The sequence below is a fragment of the Sphingobacterium athyrii genome, assembly GCF_003071065.1.
Classification (GTDB): domain Bacteria; phylum Bacteroidota; class Bacteroidia; order Sphingobacteriales; family Sphingobacteriaceae; genus Sphingobacterium; species Sphingobacterium athyrii.
This window is the reverse complement of sequence record NZ_QCXX01000004.1, coordinates 722,573-747,025: the sequence shown is the minus strand read 5'-3', so window position 1 is coordinate 747,025 and position 24,453 is coordinate 722,573. Positions and strand designations below refer to the sequence as shown.

Genomic DNA, 24,453 nt, shown 5'->3' with positions numbered 1-24,453 from the left:
ATTACAGTAAAATTTCCTTTAAAAGTTTGATGTTGTTTTTCTTTCCGGCGATGACCAAAGTCGTTCCCGGAGTAATCAGATAAGATGGTCCCGGGTTGATGACCGTTTCGTCGTCTCTAATCCCAGCAATAATGGAAGCTCCTGTACGATGCCGTACCTCCAATTCTCCGATCGTTTTCCCAGCCCCCTCCCATTTGCCTTCGAGCTTGTACCATTCGATACGCAAGTCATCCAAAGCCACTTCAATTGTTTCCAATGCCTTGGGCTTATAGGATAGACCGCCTATAATACCTGCTATCTGACGAGACTCATCATCATTAAGTGTCATCACACACCGTGATTCATGCTCTTCATCATCATAACGATACAGTTCCCGCCGACCATCATCGTGGATCACAACAACCATATTGTCTCCCGCATCAGTTTCAATTTGAAATTTCTTTCCAATTCCAATCAGATCGGACTCTCTTACAATAGACATAATCTTCTATTTAAATAAATACCCATAATAACAGCAAAGTGCCGTTTTATCAAAAACAAATTTAACCAAAAATTCAATCTTAAACGAATCCTCTCCGCGCGACAGCAGGGGACATGAACAAGCAGATTACCCCAAAATACTAAAAAAAGATCAGAAAAACGAGTTTTAGGCCGCTTAATTCATTTAAAAACATCAGTCAGCGCCCCCATTTGTTGGTGAAAACGTTATTACAAAGTTGAATTTCTATAACGTTTTCGTAGTTCGTGCAATCGTTTGTTCAGCTCAGCAAAGAAATCACTCCACCGAATTTCTTTATACTTGCCGCCATTAAAACTAGCGAATCTAAATTACACACTATGGTCAAAAAGAGTCATTTCATTCTACTGACGCCCTTAACAATTCTTTCAGTAGCAGCACCTTGTTATGTTGCAGCGCTCCCTAATAATGCGAAGACAGCCATTGTCCAAGTCGTCCAACAACAATCCGTTTCTGGAAAGGTGGTGGATGAAACCGGAAAGCCTGTCAGCGGGGTTACCGTACAACAAAAGGGAACAACAGTAGCAACCACCACTGGTCAAGATGGGGTATTTACGCTGACAGTCACATCAAAAAATGCTACATTAGTCTTTAATTCAATCGGATTTATTGCACGGGAGTTACCTGTATCCCAAACAACTCAAGTTACACTGACAAAATCTGAGGACATGTTGGACGAGGTTGTCGTTGTTGGTTACGGTAAACAGAAAAAAAGTGACCTGACAGGGAGTGTCGCTACAGTGGAGGCCAAATCCCTCGAGCGGATCAATTCGCCAAACATCGTGGACAAACTGCAGGGCAAGATTTCCGGTCTAGCAATCAATTCTGGAAATGCTAAACCCGGGGAAACCGCAGCGATCAATATACGTGGCGAAAACTCCATATCTGCTTCCAATAATCCCTTGATCATCTTAGATGGAATCCCTTTCAGCGGCTCATTGGGTGATATTTCCTCCAATACCATTGCGAGTATTTCTGTATTAAAAGACGCCTCTTCCACGGCCATTTATGGATCACGTGCGGCAAACGGGGTCATTTTGATCACCTCCAAAAAAGGTGCCGCTGGAAAAGCGCGCATCAATTACAATGGTTATTTTGGGCTACAGAGTGTAGAACGTCGTCTGAAATTGATGAATGGCCCACAATACATTCAATTTATGCGCGACTATCAAGCCGCTAAAGGTAAAACTGGTGATGCGCTTAATCCCGAAAACTACCTTTTTGCGAATGTACTGGAACAGTATAAAAAAGGCGAAGAAGTCAATTGGCAAAATGAAGCCTTTAACAATGCGGCTCCCATTCACGAACATCAGCTCAGTTTTTCGGGCGGAACTGACAAATCTGATTACTATGCATCAGTAAGCTATCTCAATCAAGATGGCGTGGTCAAAAACACACCATACGAACGCTACAATGTCAACTTAAATCTCAATCAAAGCCTAAATTCATGGTTAAAATTGGGAATGACCATGCAAGCATCACAAGGCAATCGTGATGGTGTACAACCCAACCTGGAAAGCGTGGTAAAACTATCCCCCTATAGCAAAAACCGGAATGAAAACGGTGTAGCGGAGACGTATCCGATGTATGCCCAAACATTATGGGGTCACCCTTTCGCCGATGAAAATGGTCAATGGGACAATACACGACGGACTGTATATGCAAACTCCTGGTTAGATGTCAAACTTCCAATTGAAGGGTTAAGCTTCAAGTCAACATTCGGCACGAACTACAGAAATATCAATGAAAACTCCTATTATGGATCAAATACGTTGACAGGACGCGGTGTAAATGGTCGGGGAGAGATTTATAATGAACATTTTTGGGACTGGACCTGGGAGAATTTACTGACTTATGACCGGACTTTTGGCGATCATAAAATTAATGTGGTCGGACTTTATTCCTCACAAAAGACCAACTTCAAAACGTCTAAAATGACCGGCGATGATTTCGTTTCCGATGCCGGGTACAACAATATGGCTTCAGCTTCCAAAAATCTGAAATTGGAATCCAAGCTTGAGAATACAGCGATGATCTCTTATATGGGACGGATCAACTACTCCTTCAAAGATCGTTATCTATTGACATTAACCGGTCGTTCGGACGGTTATAGCGCTTTTTCTGTTGATAACAGGTATGCCTTCTTTCCTTCGATTGCCGGAGCATGGGTAATCTCCAAAGAGGGGAACGTCCAAGATTACTTTGATCAGTTAAAACTACGGGTTTCTTATGGTAAAAACGGAAACCAAGCCGTATCTCCTTATCAAACCTATGACCGGTTGACCAATGTGGATTATATCTATGGACTAGACCCCGTAAAAGGACTAGTGATGAATTTCAATGGACGAGGAAGCAACCTGACTTGGGAAACGACATCCTCCTTAAACGCAGGTTTGGATTTTGGCATTCTTAAAAATCGTCTTTCTGGAACAATTGACTACTATACTTCCAAAACAACAGATCTTTTGCTGAGCGAGCAAGTTCCGGTGATGAATGGCTATAATACCATTTTGAATAATATTGGTGAAACCTCCAACAAGGGATTTGAAGTCACTTTGAACGCCGTTACCATCAAAAATGACAATTTCCAATGGAATACAACGGTTAATTTTGCATACAACAACAATAAGATAACGAAATTGCGGGCAGATGGAAAGGATGATTTGACCAATGCCTGGCTTATTGGCAAACCAATACGCATTTTTTATGATTACAAAGTAATCGGGGTATGGCAGGAAGGTGAGGATATCACCAACTCTTATCAACCAAAAGCAAAACCAGGCGATGCTAAACTAGCTGATTTAAATAACGATGGTAAAATCGATGCCAGCGACCGTACCGTCATGGGGAATAAAATTTCACCTTATACCCTCGGTATTGGGAATGATTTTACCTACAAAAATTTCTCCCTTTCTATATTTATGAACGGTGCTTTTGGCGGCACAAAAGTGGACGACTTTAAAAATATCGAGCGTTTCCTACCCAATAATGGCGCAAATTATCTCGCTGATATGCCTTACTGGACACCAGAGAACCCAAACACAGATATACCGTCACCGGGTTACACACCTGTCAATAACCATACGTATTACATCAATTCAGCGTATTGGCGGATTCGCGACCTCAGCTTGGGCTATACCTTTGAAGGCGATTTTCTAGAACGATTGAATCTTTCGTCCGTCAGGGCATTTATCAATGCACGCAATATCTATACGTTCTCCAAAATAAAGGGGTACAATGTAGAAGCATTAAGTGTCAGTTCGACGACAGGAAACCCCACATCAACAAATATTGCCTACCCTTATCCGGTAGCAAGAACATTCTCATTGGGGCTAAATGTTCAATTCTAAACAGTTAAATATCATGAAAAAAAGAAACACAACTTTATATACACTTTTAGCTGGCCTTAGCCTATTCTTTACTGGCTGTAGCAAAAATTTTCTAAATGAAGATACCAGCAGCTTTCAATCGCCTGACAATACCTACATTAATACCAAAGGTTTTGAAACGGGTCTGAACGGTCTATACTCGTACGCTCGGATGGAATTTCTGACCTGGAACGGCAGTATATTTTCACAGGGAGCAACACCGCAGGAAGCTTTACAAGTTGGTACAGACATTGTCGCGATCAAAACCACAGGAACTGATGCTACTTTAGCGCCTTTTAGCAACTATAGCCTCAACCCAGCTTCGTCTTATGTACGTAATTACTGGAAGTATGCCTATGGTTTTATTGGAAATACCAATATTATCCTGGAAGCATTAACAAAAAATACAATCCAATGGACAGATAAAGAGAATGATCCAAAACGTGTGGAAGCTACAGCCCGTTTCTTCCGCGCATACAGCTATCGTTATTTGATCAACCTCTACGGAGATGTGCCCTGGGTAGACAAGGTCTCGGTAACACCGCGCCGCGATTTTACCCGTACACCTAAAGCTGAAGTCTTGGCGCATATGATCGAGGACCTTAAATACGCTGGAGATAACTTGCCTGAGGATCCAGGCCCAATTCAAGAAGGGAAATTGACAAAATGGGCCGCATTGCATTATCTTGCTGAGGCTTATATTGAAGCTGGTCAACCAGATTTGGCTGCGGAAGCAGCTAACAAAGTGATTCAGAGTGGTTATTTTAAATTAAACGATCAACGCTTTGGAGCCGAGAAAGACAAACCCGGCGACTATTTCCACGACATGTTTATCGAAAACAATCAGAATCGTTCGTCTGGCAATCAAGAGACTATCTGGGCCATTCAATTAGAATACAATACGCAGGGAGGCGGTGACAATTATACAGATTGGAGCAAACGCGCATGGGTTCCTTTTTATTCCCAACAAAAAGGTTTTGTCCTTGCCGACTCACTCGGAGGAAGGGGCCTCGGTCACGTGCGTCCGTACCAGTGGTGGCTGGATAGCTATGAAAAACAAGACGTCAGAAATTCCCCTTACAATATCAAACGGGATTGGTATTATAATGATCCTTCTGTTCCGGAACTCTATGGTAAGAAGGTTGTATTGACCGATGCAATCATTGCTTCTGGCAATGTATTTCCTACAATCACGAAGTTTTTTTATGGAAAAACAGCGGCAAACCCTGCATTTGAAGGCAATATGAAAGACCGTGTCAAAATACGGTTGGCCGAGACCTATCTTTTATTGGCGGAAGCATATATGCGCGCCAATAAACCTGAACTGGCGAAGGATGCCATCAATGCGGTGCGCGCCCGGGCCAAAGCCTCTCCGGTCAACGCTTCGGCAATCAATGTAGATTTTATATTGGATGAACGTGCGAGAGAGCTTATGGGCGAAGAAATGCGCAGGATGACATTAGCACGCTTTGGTGCCGACGTTTTCCTACGCCGTGTACAGGCACTTAATCCCCAGTCAAAAGATGTTGTCAAGAAGGAATTTATTCTTTGGCCTATTCCACAGGAAGTCATCGACAGCAATACTGAGGCTGCTTTTCCGCAGAATGCTGGATATTAAACCTGACGTCAAAAAAGCCTTGTGGAATTCAAATTCCACGAGGCTTTTTATTGACATATCATTTTTTTTCTACCCCGCTTCAATAAGCTTGTAACTTCCATCCGAACGCAGCTGGCTACGGCCCATGGTTATATTTTTTGAGTGATAGAACAGAAAAATCCAGCCTTCGGGAGCCCCCTCTGTCCAATACCGCTGTCGGAGCTCTTTCGAGCGTCGTCCGTCAAAATCGTATTTAGCCACGTAATTATGAAAAATTTCCTCGGGTTCAGGCAACACATCGCCTCCGAAAAAATAGTGCTCTCCCCCTGTACGGATGTGAAATGCCTGGTGATTTGGTGTATGTCCGCCATTATGCACATAGCTGATTTCAGTATTTATCGCTCCTTCCCCCTCCACCAACACAAGGTTTCCGCTCCGTTGGACAACATCAAAAATCTCTGTACGGTAGGAACTGGAGATACCAGAATAGGCGTCCTCCCATTCGCCTCTTTGCACAATATATTCAGCCTCCGGAAATGCAATACGGGGCGAGCCTTCTTCCATTTTTACCATACCACCGGCATGATCCTTATGCAGATGTGACATCAATACATATTTTACATCATCGGGTTCATAACCCAATTTGCGGATATTATTGTACAGCTTCAGCACACCCTGGTCATCCGTATGCCCCAGACCGGTATCACAGATCACAATACCTGATTCTGTTTTGATCAAAAAAGGATGAACATGGATAAACATGGATCCGGGACGATCTTTCGGATCATCTACAGCCGGATCAAAGGGAACGAATTTTCTACTTTTATCAACGGAAAAAGAACCTTCATATAGAGAATAAGCCTGCACCATATTTAAAACATTGGGAATATGCACGTTAAGCAACAGATGGTCAATACCAGGTTTAGGAATTAGGTAAGTCCAGCCTTAAAACGTATATTTACACTTAAAATATTGTGCAAAGATATGCAAAAAAGGTGGGTACTAAAATCTAAAACTGATGTCAAAATAACCAACAAACTGCGCGAGGAATTAAATATCAACGCTGTATTAACAGAGTTGCTCGTCAGCAGGGGAATTGGAAGTTTTGATGAAGCAAAACAGTTTTTTAGACCACAATTGTCCGATTTGCACGATCCATTTTTGATGAAAGATATGGAAAAAGCCATATCCCGAATCATCCAGGCCATTGGCAACAAAGAAAAAATTCTAATCTATGGTGACTATGATGTCGATGGCACAACAGCCGTTGCCGTAGTCTACAGCTTTTTCAGAGAATTCCATAGTCAGCTTGAGTTTTATATTCCCGACCGTTATGCGGAGGGATACGGTATATCTACACAAGGTATTGACTATGCTGCTGCAAATGGATTTACTTTAATTATCGCATTGGATTGCGGCATAAAGGCCATCGATAAGATTGAGTATGCCAACAGCAAAGGGATAGACTTTATCATCGGCGACCACCATCTGCCGGGAGAAGAACTTCCAAAGGCTTTCGCCGTGTTAGATCCAAAACGTGCCGATTGTGATTATCCGTATAAAGAACTTTCGGGTTGTGGCATCGGATTCAAGATCATTCAGGCTTTCATCCTGACCAATGGCATGGATATCAATGCCTGTTATCAGTTTTTAGATCTGGTCGCGGTCAGTATCGCTTCAGACATTGTTCCGATCACCGGAGAGAACAGAATCTTAAGCCATTTTGGATTAATCAAGCTCAATACCAACCCTTGCGTTGGACTAAAAGCCCTGATTGACCTTTCCAATAATAGAACAAAGACCTTCACGGTCAATGATATTGTCTTCCAGATCGGCCCACGCATCAATGCCGCCGGAAGGATAGACCATGCCAAGGATGCTGTTAAATTATTAATTTCAAAATCCTTACAGGAGGCTAAAGATTTCAGTTCGAGTATTGATGACCAAAATAATGTCCGCAAGGATTTTGACCTGAAGATAACCGAGGAGGCGCTGGCGCTGATTGAGGAGAACGTCGTGCTCAAAAGCCGAAAATCTACCGTATTATACAAAGCAGACTGGCATAAAGGTGTTATCGGTATCGTTGCCTCACGATTGACCGAGAAATATTACCGCCCGACCATTATATTGACGGAAACAAATGGTCATATCGCGGGATCCTGCAGGTCAGTGATCGGATTTGATTTATATGAGGCCCTAAACGAATGTGCCGACCTGCTCGAACAGTTCGGGGGACATAAATACGCCGCTGGACTAACCATGTCACTTGATAATGTAAGTCTGTTTCAAGATCGCTTTGAAGAGGTTGTCGCCCGAAGAATCAGTCCGGAGATGCTGACACAGGAAATTCTGATCGACGCTAAACTTCACCTAAAGGATATCGACGCAAAGTTTTTCCGCATACTCCAGCAGTTTGAGCCATTTGGTCCACAGAATGAAGCACCGATTTTCCTGAGCAAAAAGGTAAGTGCGGTAGGTCCGGCTTTCCCCGTCGGTACAAATCATTTAAAAATGACCGTGGTTCAGGAAGACTCTGCCTCTTTTGACTGCATCGGTTTCGGATTGGCCGAACATATCAGTCTTATCAATTCAGGCCAGAGTTTCGATATCTGTTATAGTATCGAGGAAAACGTGTGGCGCAACAAGAGAAACTTACAGCTTAACATCAAGGGAATACGATACTAGTTTTTTTTATTTGAATAAGGTGTACTTAGCTTCTTAAGCATAGAGCACCACAGTGGTCTAAATACTACAATCTAAATACTTAATACTAAGAAGATATTAAATATATTTACCATAGATTTGCATCAAAATGCTCCAACAGCGATTTCCGCATCGAATTCAGTCTGATCTGTTTTTTGAGGGAACACATAGAGCAGCAATTATAGTGACAAGATAAAGCAAGAAGATGATTTTAAAGGCAGAACATCTCATAAAAAAATATAAACAACGCACGGTTGTCAACAACGTGTCCTTTCATGTAGAGCAAGGAGAAATCGTAGGATTATTGGGACCAAATGGTGCCGGTAAAACGACCTCTTTCTATATGATTGTGGGTCTGATCAAACCCAATGAAGGAAAAGTATTCTTGGATGATCAAGAAATCACACAAGATGCCATGTACCAACGTGCACAACGCGGAATAGGTTATTTGGCTCAGGAAGCTTCTGTTTTCCGCAAGTTATCCGTGGAGAATAATATTCTTGCAGTACTGGAGATCCATTATCCCAACAAAGAAGAACGTATGGCCAAGCTGGAGGAGTTGTTATCCGAATTTAGTCTCCACCGCGTTCGTAAAAACAGAGGTGATCTTTTGTCGGGGGGCGAACGCCGCCGTACGGAAATCGCTAGGGCATTAGCGGCAAATCCAGCATTTATCCTTTTGGATGAACCATTTGCAGGGGTCGACCCTATTGCCGTAGAGGAAATACAAACGATCGTTGCCAAACTCAAAACGCGCAATATTGGTATCCTAATTACCGATCACAACGTACAGGAAACTTTATCCATTACGGATAGAGCTTATCTTTTGACCGAAGGAAAAATCATGCTGACCGGCACACCTGAAGAGATTGCCGATAATGAGCTCGCGCGAAAATTCTACCTTGGTCGTCATTTTGAATTAAGAAGGAAAAAATTTTAAAGCAAAAAGAATACCCTATGGCCTTATTAAACTCCATTTTTACTTGGTTCATGAAAAAAAGGATTCACCAGATCGAACTTTTTATGAAATATCCACACGATGTCCAAGAAGAATGGTTCCAAAGTTTAATTTCTACCGCAGAGGCAACAGAATGGGGAAAGAAATACGATTACACAAGTATACTCACACCTGAAATATTTAAAGAACGTGTCCCTATACAGGACTACGATGATATCAAAGGTTATGTAGACCGCATGATCAAAGGTGAGCAGAATATTCTGTGGCCTTCGGATATCAAATGGTTTGCAAAATCTTCGGGAACAACCTCTGACCGTAGCAAATTTATCCCCGTCAGTGAAGAGGCTTTGGAAGAATGTCATTTTCAGGGCGGTAAGGACATGTTGACCATTTACTGCCACAATAGACCCGAAAACCGTGTTTTCACGGGAAAATCAGTTGTCATCGGTGGCTCTTCCCAGATCAACAACTTCAGTCCCGACTCTTATTATGGGGACTTATCCTCGATCCTGATCCGTAATCTCCCTTTTTGGGCAGAATTCAAGCGGACCCCGAATATGGAGGTGACCTTAAATCCCAATTTTGAAGAGAAAATTGAACAGATAGCCCAAATAACCATTAAGGAAAATGTAACCAGTCTAGCAGGTGTGCCAACCTGGAATATTGTGATGGCCAAGCGTATTTTGGAAATCACGGGCAAGGATAATTTATTGGAGGTATGGCCAAATCTGGAATTTTATGGTCACGGTGGCGTGAGTTTCAAGCCTTACCGCGAGCAATTTCACAAGCTGATACCTTCAGACAAAATGTATTATCTGGAAAACTACAATGCCTCAGAAGGATATTTTGGTTTACAGGACAGATCTGATTCCGAAGATCTGCTGCTGATGCTGGACTATGGGATCTATTATGAATTCCTTCCGGTGGAAAGAATGCATGATGAAAATCCAACAACGCTACGCTTGGATCAAGTGGAAATCGGCAAGAACTATGCGCTGATCATATCCACCAACGCTGGACTATGGCGTTATAAGATAGGTGATACGATCAAGTTTACATCGCTCTCACCTTACCGTTTTCAGATATCAGGCCGCACAAAACAATACATCAATACATTTGGTGAAGAAGTAATCGTGGACAATGCCGAACAAGCATTGGCAGAAGCGAGCAAATTGACAGATGCCCGAATTAAAGATTATACCGCGGGCCCGGTATATTTTCGGGAAGCAGAAGCTGGCGCACACGAATGGGTTATCGAATTCGAACAGCAGCCTAATGATTTTAACCGTTTTTGTGAAATATTGGATGCAAAGTTGCGGGAAATCAATTCGGATTACGATGCAAAACGCTTTAAGAATATGGCACTCCAATCGCCCATTGTCCATAATGCGCCGTCAGACACTTTTTATAAATGGATGAAGTCTAGGGGTAAATTAGGTGGACAGAATAAAGTTCCAAGGCTGAGCAATAATAGAGAGTATCTCGATCCGCTTCTAAAGATTTTACAAGATTGACCGGAGGTCTGTCCTAGTGGAGATTAGCCAAAATTTTCCAATACATTTTTGGCTAATCTTTTTGTTTTAGGGTTTAATTGCGGTTTTATACAAAAACACAAAAAAACCAAGGATAAAATTCACAGAAATACCTTTCTTTTGAATTTCAACATCACGCTGTAACAATTCGCGAGTTTCACCCGATGTTACTTCATTGCTTTTGTTAAGACTGTGAGTCAATTCCATACTAAGTTTATTTTATGATAAGTGATTTTATAGCGTAAAGCGAACCAGATGCCCATCCATGGCCGCATTCTTTATTGCCAAACTTTATGCCATAAATGCAAGCTGATTGTTAATTAATATAAAATTAATACATTTAATTAATAATGGACTGATTCTAAAAATTTCTAAGTCAAATCTTTCATTTTTATATAAAAAGTGTAGTCATTTGGAGAATGACTGTCCGAAATAAAAGGCATTTTGCCAAACGGGAAATTATCCGGACAAAGTGCGGTTTATATTTCAATTTTTCCTAACTTAGCCTAAGTAATATAAAAAATAAGATGAACGCGACAGAGAACTATTCAATTCGCGTAGAGCCAACTCAAAATTCAAGACTCTCGCAAGTAGATTTCGACAATCTAAAATTCGGAAAGATATTATCCGACCACATGCTGGTCGCAGACTATGATGATGGTGAATGGAAAGATGTCAGCATCGTCCCTTATGGAGATATCAGTATCAGTCCTTCGATGTCTGCTTTACATTATGGTCAAGCGATATTTGAAGGTATTAAAGCTTATAAATTTGCAGATGGTACGGTGAGTATCTTTCGTCCGGATAGAAACTGGGAAAGATTCAACAAATCAGCAGCCCGGCTTCAGATGCCTGAAGTCCCTGAAGAAATCTTCATGGATGGACTGAGCAAGCTATTGGATATTGACCGGAATTGGGTTCCTGCTAAAGAAGGTTCTTCTTTATATATCCGCCCATTTATGTTCGGTACGGAAGCCGCTTTGGGTGTACATCCATCCAAATCGTACAAATTTATCATTATTACAGGACCGGTAGGTGCTTACTATAGTAAACCCATTAGCTTAAAAGTTGAAACTTACTATACGCGTGCAGCCGAAGGCGGTGTTGGATTCTCGAAAAATGCCGGTAATTATGCATTGTCGCTTTACCCAACCCAACTGGCTAATGATGAAGGCTACGATCAAATTATGTGGACTGACGCAGCTGAACACAAATATATTGAAGAAGCCGGTACTGCAAACCTTATTTTCCGTATTGGCGATACCATTATCACACCACATGGTGATACGATCTTACATGGTGTAACCCGTCGTACCATTATGGAGTTAGCGGATAAATGGGGATATAAAACCGAACAGCGAAAAGTATCCGTTCAGGAGCTTATCGATGGCATCAAATCGGGAACAGTAACCGAGGCATTTGCCGCTGGAACAGCAGCAACGATAACACACATCAGCCGTATCGGTTTTGAAGGACAAGACTACAACTTGCCTCCGGTGGAAGGCCGCGAGTTCTCCAATAAAGTCTTAAATTACCTGAATGAATTGCGCTACGGTAAATTAGCTGATTCATTTGGATGGAACTACTTGGTGAAATAAAGGAATAATCCATACTAAAAAAGGGCAGTTGGTGATCATCAACTGCCCTTTTTTGTGCAAATAGGTTTGATTAATTCTCCTTGTTGCAGCCATGAAGTTTAGCCTGTATAAAATCAATGATGTCCCCCGTCTCAGTAGGTTGGAACCAAACAGTATCACCATATTTTTTAAACCAGGTAATTTGACGCTTTGCATAACGTCTTGAATTCTGCTTGATTTTGTCCACAGCATCTCCCAAGGAGATATTTCCGTCGAGATAGTCAAACAATTCGGCGTACCCTACCGTCAGCAAAGCTGGTTTGCTTCTAAAAGGAATCAACGATTTTACCTCCTCCAGCAAACCAGTTTCCATCATACGATCTACCCGAAGATTGATCCGTGCATACAATTGGGAACGCTCCATATTTAACCCTATCGTCAAAATATCAAACGGTCTTTTATCGACATCTTTCTTATGGTAAAAGGACATCGGTTTGCCTGTTGCCTCAAATACTTCCAGGGCGCGGACGACACGCTGTGGATTGTCCACATCGGCGACTTGATAATAAGCAGGATCAATTGCATTTAACCGTTCCTTCATCTTTTCAATACCCAATTGCGCCATTTCGTTGTTGAGTCTTTCACGCACCTCCTCCCCGGCTTTGGGAAGGTCATCCAATCCTTCACAGAGTGCACGAACAAATAGTCCGGATCCGCCCACCATAATAACGACATCATGCTGCCTGAAAAGTTCATTCAGCCTGAGCAATGCTTCCCGCTCAAAATCGCCCGCAGAATAATCTTGACTAATGGAATGCGAATTTATAAAGTGGTGTGGAGCAGCGGCCAATTCTTTTGCATCCGGCTTTGCCGTACCGATGCTCATCTCCCGATAGAATTGGCGGGAATCGGCAGAAATGATTTCAGTCTTAAAGTATTGGGCCAATGAAATAGCCATTGCAGTTTTTCCAACAGCAGTCGGACCTACAATGGCTATCAGTGTTTTTTTATTTGCCATAATATGTGCTTCAAATGCTCAAATAAGCATCCAAAGGCATTTTCTATTAATATTCGTCTTCGTAGCCAGTAGATTCTTCACGTTCCTCCTCACCTTCTCCCTCTTCATCTTCATCCTCGCTGTCAAAGCCATCCAATTCATCTTCGTCATCCACACCGTATTGTGTTTCATCTTCCTCAACATACTCATCTTCCTCAACAGCATCGGCTACAGGGAAATTAGCGGCGGTCATGGTTTTAGGTACCTGACCGACTGACTTGAACAAAGCCGGATACTCTTTACCTGCTTCCTCCTTCAGAATTTTGATCAGCTCCACCTGAAAATCATAAGGACGGTCAAAGTTATAGATGTAATAAAATTTTTGGTGTGGATCATCAATAAACTTGCTCAGGCGAATATTCTCCATCAACAAAACTTCCGTATCTTTCTTACGTTGCGTGGGTTTAAAAGCAATTTCTGTTCCTTTTTTCCACTGATCATTGCTCACGTAGAAAGAGGAAGAAGCATCTGGCGCGTAGCCTGTCGTTTTATGGATTTCCTCATGCATGTCTAAAAATGTACTTTTGGAAGGCATATCAATTTCGCGATATACATCTTCATAATCTTCAAAAGTAACTCTAAATCTATAAATTGCCATCTTTTATGTATTCTTCTTTTTAGCAGTTTAAAATTAATACTATATTTTAAGAATTGGAAATTTCCAATGGGATTTCTTGCTTGACCTCCAAGCCCATGTCTCCAGCTTTACGAACTAAATAGTGATAGGCTTCGATCCGGGAATTGGGGATATCACCTTCCAAAATAGCTTCGCGGATCAGATTTTTCAACTGTCCGACAACACGTCCGGGTGTCAATCCAAAAAGTGTCATAATATCTTCGCCACTGATGGGTGGCTGCCAATTTCTAATCTTGTCACGTTCTTCAACGTCCTTCAGCTTTTGCTTGACAAGTTCAAAATTCTGGCGGTACTTTTTCTTTTTAAACTCATTCTTCGTTGTCACGTCCGCATGACACAACATCATCAGGGCATCGATGTCATCATCGGCCTCAAATAGTAAACGTCGAACGGCAGAGTCGGTGACAATATCCTGTGCCAGCACTATCGGACGAAGATGCAATTGTACAAGTTTCTGTACAAATTTCATCTTTTCATTCAATGGCAATTTCAGTTCGGCAAAAAGCTTCGGCACCATCCGTGCGCCACGGTCTTCATGTCCATGAAACGTCCAGCCCAATTTCTTATCGAAACGTTTTGTCGCCGGCTTGGCAATATCATGCATGATGGCAGCCCAACGTAACCAGAGGTCATCTGACAGTTCACATACATTATCCAAAACCTCCAATGTATGGTAAAAATTGTCCTTATGTCCTTTTCCGTCAATAATGTCAACACCATGCAGGTTGTACATGGCGGGGAAAATTAATTCCAACAGGCCGGTATCAAAAAGATATTTAAATCCCACCGAAGGCTTAGCTGAAAGAATAATCTTATTGATTTCGTCGATAATCCGTTCTTTCGAAATGATCCTGATACGTTCCTTCGTCTCCGTTATCGCTTTAATAGCCTCAATATCGATCTTAAAATTTAGTTGCGTTGCGAAACGGATCGCACGCATCATACGTAATGGATCATCCGAGAATGTTTCAATTGGATCGAGGGGTGTCCGGATAACACGGTGTTCGAGATCCTGTACACCATCAAATGGATCCACCAAGGTTCCATAATCGGCCTTATTCAGTGAAAATGCCATAGCATTGATGGTAAAATCACGACGATTCTGATCATCGCTCAAGGTCCCATCCTCTACGATCGGTTTTCTGGAATTTGCACGGTAGGATTCCTTCCTTGCCCCCACAAATTCCACGTTAAGCCCCTCAAAAACCAACATCGCGGTTCCAAAATTCTTATAGACCGCAACTTTAGCATGAAGTTTCTCACCGAGTAAAGTTGCAAATTCAATACCACTTCCCACCACAACAATATCCACATCATTTTTGAATGGGCGCTGCATAATATAGTCGCGCACATAACCTCCGATGACATAACATGTTGTGTTTGTCTGCTCGGCGAGCTCCCTGATGATAGAAAATATTGGATGTTGTAAATTATCGCACATAGTTAGAACAGTGGGTTTAAAAAACCAAACAGTTTGCAAAAGTAATACTTTTTTTTAGTATTAGGTATTGAGCTATTAGAATTGAGATTTTGATCATTATAGTCCCCTTAATGACAATATGATTCTCGTCATCTGCTTAACTTGACACATAACTGCTATAGATCAAAAAAAATCAGCAACTATTACAGGCCTAATCCCGGTCTTTGGACAATTTGCGGAAGGCCAATGGATTCTTCAATAATTCAGCTTGTTCCCGGCGACGTTTCACAATATGGACCGCAGTAAAAATTGCTTCGACAAATGAGCTCGGTGAAGCCAGGTTTTTCCCTGCGATATCGTACCCTGTACCATGATCCGGCGAAGTACGCACAATGGGTAATCCAGCAGTATAATTTACACCGCCCCCCTTGGCGATATGTTTGAAAGGAATCAGCCCCTGATCGTGGTACATGGCCAGTACGGCATCAAATTTCTCATAAGCGCCCTTTGCAAAGAAACCATCTGCAGGATAAGGACCAAAACAGAAAATCCCCTGTTCATTTGCTTTTTCAACCGTTGGTCGAATAATCTGGTCGTCTTCCGTCCCGATAATCCCGTGATCGCCAGCATGTGGGTTAAGTCCCAAAACGGCTATTTTGGGTTTCTCAACCCAGAAATCCTTTTTTAAAGATTCGTTCATCAGAACGAGCTTTTTCAAAATTGCCTCTTCCGTAATATTCGTAGCCACATCGTGTAATGGGATATGTCCCGTCACCACACCAATGCGCAGCTCATCACAGACCATAAACATCAGTACATCGTCAGCTTCAACTTTTGCCTGCAAATATTCGGTATGCCCGGGAAATTGAAATCCTTCCTGTTGAATATTATGTTTGTTGATCGGTGCGGTCACCAATGCATCAATTTTACCGGCTTTCAAATCATCTATCGCTCGCTCGAGTGACAAAAAAGCATATTTGCCGCCGATTTCATTTTCCTCACCCAAGGAAATCTTAACATCTTCCTGCCAGCAATTGATCATATTCGCCCGTTTGGAATGGGCCTGTTCAGCATCATTGATTACGTTAAAACTAAAATCGTTTACTCCTATCGCTTTTCGGTGAAAAGAGGCCACTTTTGTATTTCCATAAACAATCGGCGTAAAAAAATCGCACATACGTTGATCTACCAATGACTTAATAATTACTTCAAGTCCAATGCCGTTAATATCCCCTACGGTAATTCCGATTTTTAGTTTATCACTCATCCTTTTTTAAATGCTTTGACTCAAAAATAGGGATTTTTTTTTAGTATTGAGTAGTTAGATATGCGTATTAAGATTTTGGGCGAACAAGCCTCTGGCCTAAAAACTTTCTGTCCATTTGAATTTTTACTTTTGACTTTTTACTTTATAAAGCTTTTAAATTTCTAATTTTGCATCATGAGTACAGTTAGAGCAAAAAAACATTTAGGACAGCATTTCTTAAACGATAAGAATGCCGCACAACGTATTGTAGAAGCATTGGATCCTAAATTGGGTTTTAGCCAAGTACTCGAAGTCGGTCCGGGAATGGGTGTCCTTTCGGATTTTCTATTACAGAAAGAAGAATATGAGACCTATCTGATCGATGTTGATGATGAATCGATCGCCTATCTGGATGACAAATACCCACAATTGGGCAAAAGATTGATCCATGGCGATTTTCTAAACCTTGACTTTTCACAATATTTCGGTGAAAAAATGGCTGTCATCGGCAATTTTCCCTATAATATTTCCTCACAGATCCTCTTCAAAATTCTGGACGAGCGTCAACGTGTTGTTCAGATGACAGGTATGTTTCAAAAAGAGGTCGCTGAGCGCTGTACAGCGAAAGCGGGCAGTAAAGAGTATGGCATTCTTAGTGTATTCTTACAGGCATACTATAAAGTAGAATATCTCTTTACCGTAAAGGCAGGCGCATTTAATCCACCACCAAAAGTATTGTCAGGTGTCATTCGCATGACGCGAAATGATCGTGAACAATTAGCCTGTGACGAGAAGCTGTTTTGGCGGGTCGTTAAAGCGGGATTCAATCAACGTCGCAAAACCCTGCGCAATTCCCTTTCAGGCGTCGTCCCAAAAGATAAAATGTCGGACAATCCGCTGTATGAGCTGCGGGCCGAACGATTGACCGTAGATGACTTCGTCAGCTTGACAAACGAGATTGCAAACTGCCTTTAATATGAAGCCGGCAGATAACACTTTTATCATTATCGGTGGCGGAATCGCCGGATTATGTGCAGCAATAGGCCTCCAGCAACTGGGTATTGAAGCCCATGTTTATGAAAGTGTATCCGAACTTAAAGGTATAGGAGCAGGATTTGGCCTTGCTGCCAATGCCATGCAGGCATTAGATCACCTGGGCCTAAAAGAAGAAATCAGCCAAATCGGACATTATCTTGAATCCTACAATGTCCTGGATCAAAAAGGGAATATTTTGGTCGAACCGGATACCCGATCAATCAGCAAAAAATACAAACAGGACAATTTCGCCATACATCGGGCGGACCTACATCGATTTCTTCTATCAAAGATTCCTGACAGTCAAGTTCATCTTGGCAAGCGTGCGCTGTCTTTTGATCGACTAGGTGAGCAGGTCCATGTTCATTTTACCGATGGTACCCAAGCAGTAGGTAACGCAATATTAGTTGCCGATGGCGTACATTCACTTTTACGTCAGCAGCTGATCCCCACATCCACCCCCCGTTATTCAGGCTACACCTGCTGGCGGGCAACAATAGATAACAGTAGCATCCAGCTCAAAAAAAGCACCGAAACATGGGGGGCAAAGGGTAGATTTGGCATGACACCGCTTGTAGGCGACCGCATTTATTGGTACGCTTGTATCAACAGCCCACAACAAAATCCTGCTTTAAAGAATTGGACCCCGTCGGATCTGCTAAATAATTTCAAGGATTACCATGACCCGATCCCAACTATTCTATCAGAGACGCAGGCAACCGAACTGATCTGGAATGACATTATAGATATTGCTCCCTTACAACAGCTTGCTTTTGACAATATCCTTTTACTCGGAGATGCCGGTCATGCCACAACGCCGAATTTAGGACAAGGTGCCTGTCAAGCCATAGAAGATGTTGCCGTGCTATTGGATGAACTGAAAACAGCTGCCTCCGTCCAGCAGGCCTTCACCCGATTTGAAGCGCGACGATTAGACCGTGTTAATTATATCAGCAATACCTCTTGGCAGATCGGGAAGATCGCTCAATGGGAGAACCCATTTTTAATCGGTATGCGCAATTTCATCATGAAAATCATGCCGAATAGACTCAAGCAACAACAGTTAAACAAGTTACTGTCAGTAGACTTTATGCAAATCAACCGTAATCATGAAAGCTAATATTTTGATTGTCGACGATATCCACGAAATTATGTTGGAGAAATTTGAACAGGCAGGGATTCCCTATGACTACCAACCTGACATTGACCGCCAAGAAGCTGAAAAAATCATTGCGAACTATTCAGGCATGGTCATCCGCTCTAAATTTCAGGTCGACAAAGCTTTCTTTGACCTGGCTCCTAACTTGCGTTTCATCGCCCGGGCAGGCGCTGGAATGGATAATATCGATGATGAAATTGCCACACAGCGACAGATTACATTAATTCCCGCCAACGAAGGTAACCGGGATGCGGTGGGCGAACACATGATCGGCATGTTGTTAAGCCTGATGAACAACCTCAACCGCAGCGATCAACAAGTCCGGGCCGGCAATTGGTTGCGTGAGGCCAACCGTGGATACGAACTTAAAGGGCGTACCGTTGGTTTGGTCGGTTATGGACACAATGGTATGGCGATGGCTAAAAAGCTCTCTGGCTTTGAGGTGAACGTGCTTGCTTACGATAAATATCGGACCAACTATACGGACCAGTACGCAGAAGAATCCACTATGGAAGATATCTATTCGCAAGCGGATGTTATTAGCTTCCATATCCCCCTGACGACCGAAACAAAAGGAATGATTGACAGAGTTTATCTCTCCAAATTTAAGAAACCAATCTTCTTCCTGCTTGGTGCCCGAGGTGGCATTGTACAAGTACCCGCTGTATTAGCTGGTCTTGATAGCGGCAATATTCTCGGTGCAGCCTTTGATGTACTTCCCGTCGAAAAATTCCCCAAACTTGCTGAACAGACCTGGTACCAGGAACTCATTCGCCGAGAAAATGTTATACTATCCCCACACGTAGCGGGCTGGACATTTGAAAGCTATTATAAGTTATCAGCAGTTGCCGCAGATAAGATTATTGCATTTTTAAAGCTTCAGGAAACGCATTAAAAAAGTTTAATCCATTATCGGGTTATGAAAGTTGTTCGACTACCTACCAAATGCTAAACAACGCCACGATCAAAAATTGGAGTACAAGGCTCCCATCCAATAAATAGGCATAATGGTAGTGATCTTTCGTTTTGAAGACGGCTAGCTTTAGGAGTGCATATATCAGTATATTAGTTAGGATCAGTCCCAACTTGATCCATAACAGATAGGGTGCAACAAGGATTAAAAAGCTATGTAATATCAATAAAGTATAGGTAAGTCTTTTCGCTTTCTGCTCCCCCAACATATTGGGCAGCGTACGCAGATGATAGTAAGAATCCTGCTGAATGTCACGGATATCAAAAGGTAGTGTACAAATAATCAAGAATATAAATTTCAACACACAAAGCGCAACGAGCACCCAATGGTCTATCCTGTCACCGATATTGAGCAGTTCAACATAGGGAAGTACCACACTACTACAGACCCAAACCAGGGCAATATGGAAGATCTTAGCCCCGGGTATCTGTCTCAGCCCTACTTTTCGGTCATGGAACGTAAACAACGGCATTCCGTACAATAAGCTCAAGATTCCGATAAAGCCCAAAAACAGAAATGAATAGCGGTGAATATGGAACAAACAGTAACCAAGAACAGCCAATGCGATGACATTATTTAACCACATCACCCATTCATGGTTAAATATCCAACGTGTACGGGGGAATTTGGACTCTTTTGGATTCTTAGGCTTAGACCACCATAGGCTAAAATTATAGAGTAATAATGTTGCTGTCCCCTCGACCAAAACAATAGACCAATTGATTGGTCGTTCAAATATGATATAGGTCAGTGCGCATTGCGCCATGGCGGCAAATGCAATTAAAATATTCGTATAAATGCTGATATAGAATATCTTTCTTAGAAACAACATGCTTGTTTAATCTTGCTGCAATATAACAATCTTGATAGAGAAAAGTAGTTTAACATTATATTAAACATCAAATTGTTGATAAAATGGGCAAAAACCGCTAAATTGTACACCGAAATTGAACGATCAAAAACGATTTCGCAACGATAACAATATAAATTAAAATAATTCATAATAATCCTAATAACGATGAGCCTACAAATAAAATCATTTGAAGAATATCAAAGTGAATATAAGCGAAGTGTAGAACAACCAGAGGAGTTTTGGGCGAGCATAGCGGATCATTTTTTCTGGAAGAGAAAATGGAACAAAGTGCTGAACTGGAACTTTGAGGAACCTAATATCAAATGGTTTGAAGGTGCAAAATTAAATATTACAGAAAACTGCCTGGACCGTCATATTTATGCGAATGGCGATAAACCAGCGATTATTTGGGAACCAAATGACCCGAATGAAGCACACCGCATCCTTTCCTATAAACAATTGTTACAGAAAGTCGAGCAATTTGCCAACGTATTAAAAAACAACAACATCAAAAAGGGCGACCGGGTCTGTATTTACTTGCCGATGGTTCCGGAATTGGTTATTGCTGTATTGGCCTGTGCACGTATCGGTGCTATCCATTCAGTTGTCTTTGGCGGTTTCTCCGCGCGTTCGATTGCGGATCGTATCGTGGATGCGGAATGCAAATTGATCGTGACTTCGGATGGCAGTTACCGTGGTAATAAAACCATTGGCCTTAAAAATATTGTTGATGATGCGTTAATGCAATGTGATACTGTAGAGAAAGTCATTGTATTAACACGTACACGTACGCCAGTATCCATGATCAAGGGACGTGATGTGTGGTGGGAAGACGAGATCAAGAAAGTGGAGACCCAAGGAAATCCAGCCTGCCCTGCAGAAGAAATGGATGCCGAGGATACTTTATTTATTCTTTATACTTCAGGATCAACAGGTAAACCAAAAGGTGTCGTACATACCTGCGGTGGCTATATGGTCTACACGGGATACACCTTTATGAATACTTTCCAATATCAGCCCAACGATGTATTTTTCTGTACAGCTGACATCGGATGGATCACCGGCCATAGTTATATTGTCTATGGACCGTTGTCACAAGGTGCTACTTCATTGATGTTTGAAGGTATCCCAACATTTCCGGACGCCAGTCGTTACTGGGATATCGTTGATAAATTTAAAGTCAATATCATTTATACCTCTCCTACAGCATTGCGTTCGTTAATGGCTTTTGGCGATGAATTTGTAGATAAAAATGATCTTTCATCCCTACGCGTGCTTGGATCAGTGGGTGAACCTATCAACGAAGAAGCCTGGAACTGGTTTAACGAGAAAGTAGGCAAGAAAAACTGCCCTGTCGTAGATACCTATTGGCAAACGGAGAATGGAGGTCACCTGATAACCTCATTGGCTGGTGTGACACCAGAAAAAGCAAGTTACGCGATGTTCCCAATGCCGGGTATACAACCCGCGTTGATGGACGAGAATGGAAAAGAAATCGAAGGCAATGATGTCACGGGAAATCTATGTATCAAATTCCCTTGGCCGGGTATGTTACGGACGACTTGGGGAGATCATGATCGTTGTAGACAAACGTACTTCTCCACTTATAAAGACATGTACTTTACAGGCGATGGTTGTTACCGTAGCCCAGAAGGATATTACAAAATCACGGGCCGTGTGGACGATGTATTGAATGTATCCGGTCACCGTATCGGTACTGCGGAGGTAGAAAATGCCATTAACATGCATGCTGATGTTGTGGAATCCGCTATTGTCGGCTATCCACATCCAGTCAAAGGTCAGGGCATCTACGCTTATGTTATCGCCAATCACCATACAGATGCAGAAGCGACCAGAAAAGACATTATGGAGACTGTATCACGTATTATTGGCCCTATTGCCAAGCCAGATATTATCCAGTTTGTCAATGACCTACCAAAGACACGTTCAGGAAAAATTATGCGCCGTATTCTACGCAAGATTGCCGAAGGCGATATCAGCAATCTAGGTGACACATCGACATTACAGGATCCAACTGTGGTCGAAGGAATCATACAAGGTGCCGAAGGCCTAAAAAAATAATTGGCAACAATCTTTAACAAAGAAAGCCTCCCATGTGGAGGCTTTCTTATCTTATTTACCATTATTCTATCTCGAAAGGTTTAGGCGTATTGGAATTGTATATTTCACGTTGACCTTCTCACCGCGTTGTATCCCCGGTTTCCATTTACCAGCTTTTTTTAGAACACGGATTCCCTCTTCACCTGTCCCAAAACCTAAATCTTTTTTGACTACCATATCTTTTGGATTCCCCTCTTTGTCTATAGTAAATTCAATTGCTACAATGCCATGAACATTATTACTAATAGCCTCACGCGTGTAATTATAGTGGCTTGCAATAAAGCCCATCAATCTTGAAATACCACCGGGATAGTCGGGATAACTCATAAAGTTGGTGGAATCATACTGAATAACTTCACCATTAGCCTTTGTTTTGGTCCCTGATACTAGTTTACCATCAGTATACGTTTCTATAAACCTATCCTTTCCCATGTATCCTTTCCATTCGCCCTCCCGCAGGTTGTTCTTCATTTCACCTTCCTCATTACTCCAACCATAATTTAATCGAATAAAACCATTCCCATTTTCTAATGTTTTGTTATGAAGAGAATCATAGTACACGACATAAATGGGCTTTCCTATTTGCAGTTTACCTTTTTTATCGAGGTTACTTGGATAGAAAGTAATCATTTCCAGTTTATTATTGGGGTACAAATAAAATGCTGAGTCAATAAGATTCCCATCGTTAAAATTCTCTAAGCTCTTTAATATTCCATTCTCATGGAACTCGTATTTGCGTCCTTCGAATTTATAAGGAGGAAGAGCATTCTTACTAATGCCATTAAGTTTAACAGAGTCGTTGTGAAGATAAAATTCTTCAATACGATAAGCCTTATCCTTATTTTTAGTTTCAACATGAATCATTCTCAAAAAATAGGCTGAGTCCCGCTGTTTTATTTCAGTTCCATCTTTCTTATGATAGGATGTAAAGGTAACTTGTGCTGAAAGGCTTGAGCAGTAAAAATTGAGCAGTAGAAAACAAACAAATTTCGCCGTAAAATGTAAATAATACTTCATTATCATTATTAATATCGGCGTAATTTAACAAATCGTTAGCCAAAATTAGAAATTACCAAGTTAAATAATTATTAGGTTCAATCAACAGCGCTGCAATTAAAGCGGTTGAGTTTTCCACATAATGTTAATAACAGTGTTGATAAGTCAATACCTTACAGTCCTTCTTCATCTCGAAGCCTTATAATTTCCTCCAATGCCTGTACATCAATTCGATCTTTGGGTCTATTTACTGCTTTTTTATTAGCTATGAGCTGATTAATATGTAAAAAGGGGATTTTCACATCTTCAATTTCTGCTATGGAAGCCAATTCGAGACATTCATCAAACGAAAAACCTTCGAGTCCCTTCATATCTGTCAATATGTCCAAGCGAAGACCATTATTTAAATGGAAATCAGTCCATCCTGCAACAAAAGAGATTGTTTCCAGTTGGGGAATATCTCCAAGATCCGATAACTTGAATGCTTTCCGCAACCGTCTTCTATTATCTAAAGAATCTTTTATCCAAAGATCTAATCACCAGTAAATCTCTGAAAGCCATGCAAATTAGTTGCGTATCCTCCAATCATAATGTATGCTACATTTGAAATTTCTAGATTTTTCCAAAACTCTAAGATCTCGTTATCAAAAATATCCATATTTTATCTATGGTTATAAGGTTTATGAGTAATTTTTGCTTTCTTG

The 24,453-nt window shown here is 41.6% G+C and carries 19 protein-coding genes; 10 read left to right on the top strand and 9 right to left on the bottom strand.

Annotated elements, in window-relative coordinates; all coding sequences use genetic code 11:
- Position 1 precedes the first annotated feature (1 nt).
- Entirely contained in the window at positions 2-481 is a 480-nt protein-coding gene (locus DCO56_RS17470) for a cation:proton antiporter regulatory subunit (RefSeq protein WP_108635013.1), read from the bottom strand.
- Positions 482-837: 356 nt separating this feature from the next.
- On the opposite strand from DCO56_RS17470, the gene DCO56_RS17465 reads away from it, so the two are divergent.
- Positions 838-3,867, top strand: coding sequence for a SusC/RagA family TonB-linked outer membrane protein (locus DCO56_RS17465; protein ID WP_108635012.1), 3,030 nt, complete (start codon positions 838-840; stop codon positions 3,865-3,867).
- Between the two features lie 13 nt (positions 3,868-3,880).
- Positions 3,881-5,503 (top strand): RagB/SusD family nutrient uptake outer membrane protein, encoded by a 1,623-nt coding sequence (locus DCO56_RS17460; RefSeq protein ID WP_108635139.1) that lies wholly within the window; start codon positions 3,881-3,883, stop codon positions 5,501-5,503.
- A gap of 69 nt (positions 5,504-5,572) precedes the next feature.
- Here the strand turns inward: DCO56_RS17460 and DCO56_RS17455 are convergent, their stop codons facing one another.
- The gene (locus DCO56_RS17455) at positions 5,573-6,376 is read right to left on the bottom strand and encodes an MBL fold metallo-hydrolase (protein ID WP_342749298.1); all 804 of its coding nucleotides are present in this window, start codon (positions 6,374-6,376) and stop codon (positions 5,573-5,575) included.
- Positions 6,377-6,466: 90 nt separating this feature from the next.
- On the opposite strand from DCO56_RS17455, the gene recJ reads away from it, so the two are divergent.
- The 4 genes from recJ (at position 6,467) to DCO56_RS17435 (ending at position 12,273) form a co-directional block, all read left to right on the top strand.
- Positions 6,467-8,167, top strand: a complete 1,701-nt coding sequence (gene recJ / locus DCO56_RS17450; protein WP_108635010.1) for a single-stranded-DNA-specific exonuclease RecJ — start codon at positions 6,467-6,469, stop codon at positions 8,165-8,167.
- Positions 8,168-8,390: 223 nt separating this feature from the next.
- Positions 8,391-9,125 (top strand): LPS export ABC transporter ATP-binding protein, encoded by a 735-nt coding sequence (gene lptB, locus DCO56_RS17445; protein ID WP_108635009.1) that lies wholly within the window; start codon positions 8,391-8,393, stop codon positions 9,123-9,125.
- A 17-nt stretch (positions 9,126-9,142) separates the two neighbouring features.
- Positions 9,143-10,657: a GH3 auxin-responsive promoter family protein gene (locus DCO56_RS17440; protein ID WP_108635008.1), complete on the top strand. Its 1,515-nt coding sequence runs from the start codon at positions 9,143-9,145 to the stop codon at positions 10,655-10,657.
- Positions 10,658-11,202: 545 nt separating this feature from the next.
- A complete protein-coding gene (locus tag DCO56_RS17435) occupies positions 11,203-12,273 on the top strand; it encodes a branched-chain amino acid aminotransferase (protein ID WP_108635007.1) in 1,071 nt (356 codons plus the stop codon).
- Positions 12,274-12,343: 70 nt separating this feature from the next.
- On the opposite strand, the gene miaA is transcribed toward DCO56_RS17435, so the two are convergent.
- The 4 genes from miaA to pdxA form a co-directional block, all read right to left on the bottom strand.
- Positions 12,344-13,270, bottom strand: coding sequence for a tRNA (adenosine(37)-N6)-dimethylallyltransferase MiaA (gene miaA / locus DCO56_RS17430; protein ID WP_108635006.1), 927 nt, complete (start codon positions 13,268-13,270; stop codon positions 12,344-12,346).
- Positions 13,271-13,316: 46 nt separating this feature from the next.
- Positions 13,317-13,907, bottom strand: coding sequence for an IS1096 element passenger TnpR family protein (locus DCO56_RS17425; RefSeq protein ID WP_108635005.1), 591 nt, complete (start codon positions 13,905-13,907; stop codon positions 13,317-13,319).
- Positions 13,908-13,953: 46 nt separating this feature from the next.
- Entirely contained in the window at positions 13,954-15,387 is a 1,434-nt protein-coding gene (locus DCO56_RS17420) for a CCA tRNA nucleotidyltransferase (protein WP_108635004.1), read from the bottom strand.
- A gap of 190 nt (positions 15,388-15,577) precedes the next feature.
- Positions 15,578-16,633, bottom strand: coding sequence for a 4-hydroxythreonine-4-phosphate dehydrogenase PdxA (pdxA, locus tag DCO56_RS17415; RefSeq protein ID WP_108635003.1), 1,056 nt, complete (start codon positions 16,631-16,633; stop codon positions 15,578-15,580).
- A gap of 174 nt (positions 16,634-16,807) precedes the next feature.
- On the opposite strand from pdxA, the gene rsmA reads away from it, so the two are divergent.
- Genes rsmA through DCO56_RS17400 form a run of 3 tightly spaced genes read left to right on the top strand, consistent with a single transcriptional unit; the run spans position 16,808 to position 19,701 of the window.
- Positions 16,808-17,587, top strand: a complete 780-nt coding sequence (gene rsmA, locus DCO56_RS17410; protein WP_104383896.1) for a 16S rRNA (adenine(1518)-N(6)/adenine(1519)-N(6))-dimethyltransferase RsmA — start codon at positions 16,808-16,810, stop codon at positions 17,585-17,587.
- Between the two features lies 1 nt (position 17,588).
- The gene (locus DCO56_RS17405) at positions 17,589-18,767 is read left to right on the top strand and encodes an FAD-dependent monooxygenase (RefSeq protein ID WP_108635002.1); all 1,179 of its coding nucleotides are present in this window, start codon (positions 17,589-17,591) and stop codon (positions 18,765-18,767) included.
- Complete coding sequence (locus DCO56_RS17400) at positions 18,757-19,701, top strand: NAD(P)-dependent oxidoreductase (RefSeq protein WP_108635001.1); 945 nt, start codon at positions 18,757-18,759, stop codon at positions 19,699-19,701. Before DCO56_RS17405 ends, DCO56_RS17400 begins: the two co-directional genes overlap by 11 nt.
- Before the next feature lie 43 nt (positions 19,702-19,744).
- On the opposite strand, the gene DCO56_RS17395 is transcribed toward DCO56_RS17400, so the two are convergent.
- Positions 19,745-20,611 carry a UbiA prenyltransferase family protein gene (locus DCO56_RS17395; RefSeq protein ID WP_108635000.1) on the bottom strand — a complete coding sequence of 289 codons (867 nt, stop codon included), beginning with the start codon at positions 20,609-20,611 and terminating at the stop codon, positions 19,745-19,747.
- A 186-nt stretch (positions 20,612-20,797) separates the two neighbouring features.
- Here DCO56_RS17395 and acs point away from each other — a divergent pair, with 186 nt between their 5' ends.
- Positions 20,798-22,714, top strand: coding sequence for an acetate--CoA ligase (gene acs / locus DCO56_RS17390; RefSeq protein WP_108634999.1), 1,917 nt, complete (start codon positions 20,798-20,800; stop codon positions 22,712-22,714).
- A 66-nt stretch (positions 22,715-22,780) separates the two neighbouring features.
- Here acs and DCO56_RS17385 read toward each other — a convergent pair whose 3' ends face one another.
- Positions 22,781-23,770 (bottom strand): energy transducer TonB, encoded by a 990-nt coding sequence (locus DCO56_RS17385; protein WP_181390591.1) that lies wholly within the window; start codon positions 23,768-23,770, stop codon positions 22,781-22,783.
- Between the two features lie 152 nt (positions 23,771-23,922).
- The gene (locus DCO56_RS17380; RefSeq protein ID WP_219929411.1) at positions 23,923-24,243 is read right to left on the bottom strand and encodes a hypothetical protein; all 321 of its coding nucleotides are present in this window, start codon (positions 24,241-24,243) and stop codon (positions 23,923-23,925) included.
- Positions 24,244-24,453: the final 210 nt, after the last annotated feature.

Bases quoted from the DNA above. Each gene is read 5' to 3' on its own strand.
- DCO56_RS17470 (WP_108635013.1), bottom strand. From the start codon at position 481: ATGTCTATTGTAAGAGAGTCCGATCTGATTGGAATTGGAAAGAAATTT.
- DCO56_RS17385 (WP_181390591.1), bottom strand. From the start codon at position 23,770: ATGAAGTATTATTTACATTTTACGGCGAAATTTGTTTGTTTTCTACTG.
- DCO56_RS17405 (WP_108635002.1), top strand. From the start codon at position 17,589: ATGAAGCCGGCAGATAACACTTTTATCATTATCGGTGGCGGAATCGCC.
- DCO56_RS17420 (WP_108635004.1), bottom strand. From the start codon at position 15,387: ATGTGCGATAATTTACAACATCCAATATTTTCTATCATCAGGGAGCTC.
- DCO56_RS17460 (WP_108635139.1), top strand. From the start codon at position 3,881: ATGAAAAAAAGAAACACAACTTTATATACACTTTTAGCTGGCCTTAGC.
- lptB (WP_108635009.1), top strand. From the start codon at position 8,391: ATGATTTTAAAGGCAGAACATCTCATAAAAAAATATAAACAACGCACG.
- DCO56_RS17400 (WP_108635001.1), top strand. From the start codon at position 18,757: ATGAAAGCTAATATTTTGATTGTCGACGATATCCACGAAATTATGTTG.
- acs (WP_108634999.1), top strand. From the start codon at position 20,798: ATGAGCCTACAAATAAAATCATTTGAAGAATATCAAAGTGAATATAAG.
- DCO56_RS17465 (WP_108635012.1), top strand. From the start codon at position 838: ATGGTCAAAAAGAGTCATTTCATTCTACTGACGCCCTTAACAATTCTT.
- miaA (WP_108635006.1), bottom strand. From the start codon at position 13,270: ATGGCAAATAAAAAAACACTGATAGCCATTGTAGGTCCGACTGCTGTT.
- DCO56_RS17425 (WP_108635005.1), bottom strand. From the start codon at position 13,907: ATGGCAATTTATAGATTTAGAGTTACTTTTGAAGATTATGAAGATGTA.
- DCO56_RS17395 (WP_108635000.1), bottom strand. From the start codon at position 20,611: ATGTTGTTTCTAAGAAAGATATTCTATATCAGCATTTATACGAATATT.
- rsmA (WP_104383896.1), top strand. From the start codon at position 16,808: ATGAGTACAGTTAGAGCAAAAAAACATTTAGGACAGCATTTCTTAAAC.
- pdxA (WP_108635003.1), bottom strand. From the start codon at position 16,633: ATGAGTGATAAACTAAAAATCGGAATTACCGTAGGGGATATTAACGGC.
- DCO56_RS17435 (WP_108635007.1), top strand. From the start codon at position 11,203: ATGAACGCGACAGAGAACTATTCAATTCGCGTAGAGCCAACTCAAAAT.
- recJ (WP_108635010.1), top strand. From the start codon at position 6,467: ATGCAAAAAAGGTGGGTACTAAAATCTAAAACTGATGTCAAAATAACC.
- DCO56_RS17440 (WP_108635008.1), top strand. From the start codon at position 9,143: ATGGCCTTATTAAACTCCATTTTTACTTGGTTCATGAAAAAAAGGATT.